Origin of the sequence: Bacillus sp. JJ634 (genome assembly GCF_036962285.1) — a bacterium.
GTDB lineage: Bacteria > Bacillota > Bacilli > Bacillales > DSM-1321 > Peribacillus > Peribacillus asahii_A.
Genome location: NZ_JBALMU010000130.1, coordinates 1 through 4215, shown reverse-complemented (window position 1 = coordinate 4215; position 4215 = coordinate 1). Strand labels below are relative to the sequence as shown.

Here is a 4215-nt window from a genome sequence, read left to right as displayed (position 1 = left end):
TTTTCTGACTTTATCTCAATAGCTTCTTGTAAAAGCCTTTGAAGAAACACTTATAACCTTAAACTATTCAATTTACAACTCACTCTACTTAACCTAATTCGTTTCAATCCAATACTTCACATACAATCTTTTATGAGTATTCTTCTGCCTGTCCCCCCAACAATCCAGCCCTTTCATGCAAAAAGGACGCTTTCCCTATTCCGGAAATGCGCCCTTTTCTAGAATACCTAACACAACCGATGAGTTAACTCTCTATCAGTTCGCAGCACCCTGCTTTATTTTCAATTTCTTTTCTTGCGGAACGGACCGTTTTATAAATAATGAAACTATCCACGCGATAACTACTAGTACGAATGCAAGTAAAAACGCGCTTTTCATTCCAGCAATCATCGCCAGGATTTGTAATGTAGACTCCTGTTCCTTAATCACCGTTTTTTCCATAAAACGAGTAGAACTATTGGTCATGATTGATACAAGTAATGCTGTTCCTACAGCGCCAGCCACCTGCTGGAGAGTACTGATAATAGCCGTACCATGTGGATATAATGGAGGTGGCAATTCGTTCAAAGCGTTGGTCATAATCGGCATCATGACCATTGAAATCCCCAACATTAATAGCGTATTGAAAATCATAATCGTGCTGTAGGGGGTTGACAATGTAATAAAAGCAAATTGCCACAGCGTATTTGCTATCAAACCCAATCCAATAAGCGCAAGCCACTTGGCACCAAATTTATCAAATAATCGGCCTGTAATTGGTGACATTATCCCCATAACAATACCGCCTGGCAACATAATCAAACCTGCCTCCAACGGACTGTAACCTAACGCATTCTGAAGAAAAATCGGCAACAACATCATCGCTGAAAACATCGCCATCATGACAATCATCATAATCAGCGTCGACATCCTAAAAATGTTGTATTTAAATGTTCTTAAATCTAGCAACGGTTGTGAAATCGTCAATTGCCTCCAAGTAAACAGGACTAAAGAAACAACGCCGATTGCAATTGGAACTAGGACTTCATTGCTCGACCAACCCCCATGACCTTCACCAGAACTGCTGAATCCATACACAATCCCCCCAAAGCCTAAGGTTGAAAGTAGAAGCGATATCGGATCAATCTTCGGTTTAGTCGTCTCCGTCACGTTTTTGAGCATCATATATGCAAATATAATAACAAACAGTGCAATCGGCAGAACGCCGTAAAAGAGAACCCTCCAACTGAAATGCTCTACAATAATTCCTGATAGAGTAGGTCCAATCGCTGGAGCAAAAGTAATGACAATTCCAATGGTCCCCATTGCCGAACCTCTTTTTTCAATAGGAACGATGGAGAATACCACATTGGTTAGTAAAGGAAAGAGCAGCCCGGTACCCGCCGCTTGAAGCAGTCTTCCAATCAAAAGCACTTCAATCCCTGGTGCGATAGCCGCTACCAATGTCCCCACCGTAAACAAGCCCATAGCTCCAAGGAACAAACTTCTTGTCGTGAACCGCTGAATTAAATAAGCAGTGACTGGTATAAGCACACCAATAACTAGTAGATATCCAGTTGTCAACCATTGCGCGGTACTCGGCTCAATTCCAAAGTCATCCATAATTTTTGACAAAGCTACGTTAAGCAGCGTTTCATTCAAAATGGCTACAAACACACCTAGAATCATAATCATGACCAACAAAAAGTTACCTCTACTCCCAAATGTCCCTCCGTTTTGAGTTGTTTCATTTTGATTTTTCAAATTCTTTCTCCTTTCGATTTGCAAAATACCCAATTAAAATATAGTTACATCAACGATATAATAATCGTCAGTTCAGAACAATTGGCACGGCTGTGCATTTCTTTCTCTTCCGTGTTAAGTCAAGCTCCGAAGCAAACTCTCCGGTGGAATATTACGTAAAAAAGGACTCGGTTCGCCTATACTGTAAAGCTGTAAGTAATGCATAGCCCGGGTGCAGGCGGTGTAGAACAATCTGCGCAAGCTCTCATCTCCGTATACTTCCGCTGATGCGTCATAAATGATAACCGCGTCGAATTCGATACCTTTGGCCAAATACGCCGGCATGACGACAACGCCTTGCTCGTATTCAATTGATCCACTCTTCACGAGCTTAATTCCTTCGATGCCGCTCAAGGAATCATATGCAGCGGTGCTTCCCTCTGCAGATTTGCATATAATTGCTATTGTGCTATACTGCCGTTTCCGTAAATCTGCAACTTGGGAAGCTATGGAGCGATGCAATTCAGCACGATTGGACAGTTGCGTCAATATAGGCCTCTCGCCATCGCGTTCAAAAGCGGTAATCCGTTTGCCGTCAGGTACAAGTTCGCGTGTAAATTCGATAATTGGTCTTGTGGATCTGTAGCTGCGAGTCAAGTTGATTGCAATCGTTCCATCCGCACCGTATAAGCTAGTAAGTGTGTGGAAATCGACCATTTCGCTGGCATGGGAGAATATTGCTTGGTTAAAGTCACCGAGCACGGTCATTCTTGCCGAAGGAAACAATCGTTTCAAAAACTCAAATTGAAATGGAGAATAATCTTGTGCCTCGTCTACAAGTACATGTTTGATCGAGCTGTTCGTCTGAAAGCCTTGAATCAGCTCTTTTATTAGTAAAAACGGAGTAGCATCTTCATAAAATAGTTTACCTTCGTCTAGCATTTTCACAGTCGATAGGCAAATATCCGACCACTCCCCGGGTACTTCCCGGTCCATCCACTGTTTAATCTGGATAGAATCGGTAAAAAACTGTCTGTATATTCCCCTAATGTTGACGAAACGAAACGCCTTGATTCGTTTTCGCAACGGTTTTAACTTCTGGCGAACAATCAAGCGGGCTAACACCTCAGGCTCGATTTCATAATCATGAATCGAATCTCCTTTAAAGCCGCGTTTTTCCGCTAAGTAAGTATATGCCTTATGGTAATCCTCATTGCTAAGCAGCTCGATTTCCTCCTGTACCCACGGCTTAGTCCGTTCGAGCTTCTCGGCTTCATCTATTTGCTTAATTAGCCAATCCTTTAATTTTTCAAGTCTGCTATGAAAGCGAAGCGAGGTGTCACTGCTATAAAACTTTTCCTCAATTTGTTTAGCCGTAACAATTGTCTTTCCTCTGAAGATAATCCCTTTGAATACCATTCCGGATAATTCCAGCGACTCCCTGTATGATTTAATTGCCTCAAAAAAACAGGTGGTAGCCTTGAATTGGATGCTCGCAATCCTTGTTTTATATAATGGGTTATCCACTGCAGTCAAAACATATTCCAATTGATCGTAAGGATTCTCAACTGGAAACTCACTTTTCAGCCGATGATCCAAGTACTCCTGGAATGTGACCTGCTGCATATTCTCTTCGCCGAGTTCTGGCAGCACATTGGAAACATAACTATTAAACATCGAATTAGGCGAAAAAAGAATGACTTGATCGGCATTTAGCATATCTCGATATTTATAGAGTAAATAAGCAATCCGCTGCAAGGCAGCCGATGTCTTACCGCTGCCAGCCGCGCCGTGTACAATGAGCATTCGCCCGCGATCGTGGCGGATGATTCGGTTTTGCTCCTGTTGAATGGTCGCTACTATATTGTGCATATGTTTATCTGTACCCTTACCAAGCACCTGCTGTAAAATCTCGTCACCAATAGTGAGACTGGTATTAAACATAGATTGGATAATGCCGCCGCGGATGAGATATTGCCACTTTTTCTCCAGTGTGCCATGGATGACACATCCAGGTGTAGCATACTGGGCTGGGCCAGGCTGGTAGTCGTAGTAGACACTGGAGATTGAAGCTCTCCAGTCGTAAATAAGGAAATTTTCTCCGCTTGTATCTGTGAGCGTAGAAATGCCAATATAGATTCGTTCCGCAGTTGAAGTTCCTTCTTCAATGAAATCAATTCGGCCAAAATAAGGCACTTCTTGCATCCGCCGCAGCGCAGATAATCTCTTAGATGCATGTCTATGCGTGCTTTGGCTTACAGACAAAGCTTGGGCCTCTTGTCTCAAGCCGATGATTGTCTCAAGATAATCGTCGAAGGTATCAACGTTAACCTTTACTTCATCCCAAAAGTGTTTGCGGATATTCACCACTTCCATCCGACGCCTGGAAGTTTCGCCCTCCAATCTATTGATTTGCTCTGTAATTGTCTCCATTACACTGTTCACTCGTTCTTGCTCCTGACGAAGTTCCATGTTCATATCAAACACTCCTTT

General features: G+C 42.6%; 2 protein-coding genes. Both read right to left on the bottom strand.

The features are described from left to right. Positions 1–255: 255 nt before the first annotated feature. A complete protein-coding gene (locus V7068_RS17945; protein WP_499713911.1) occupies positions 256–1743 on the bottom strand; it encodes a DHA2 family efflux MFS transporter permease subunit in 1488 nt (495 codons plus the stop codon). A 114-nt stretch (positions 1744–1857) separates the two neighbouring features. Further along, positions 1858–4200 (bottom strand): RNA polymerase recycling motor HelD, encoded by a 2343-nt coding sequence (helD, locus tag V7068_RS17940; RefSeq protein ID WP_499713910.1) that lies wholly within the window; start codon positions 4198–4200, stop codon positions 1858–1860. Positions 4201–4215 lie beyond the last annotated feature (15 nt).

What these genes read in the sequence shown, in the direction of transcription:
- helD (WP_499713910.1), bottom strand. Translation starts at nt 4,200, where the DNA reads ATGAACATGGAACTTCGTCAGGAGCAAGAACGAGTGAACAGTGTAATG.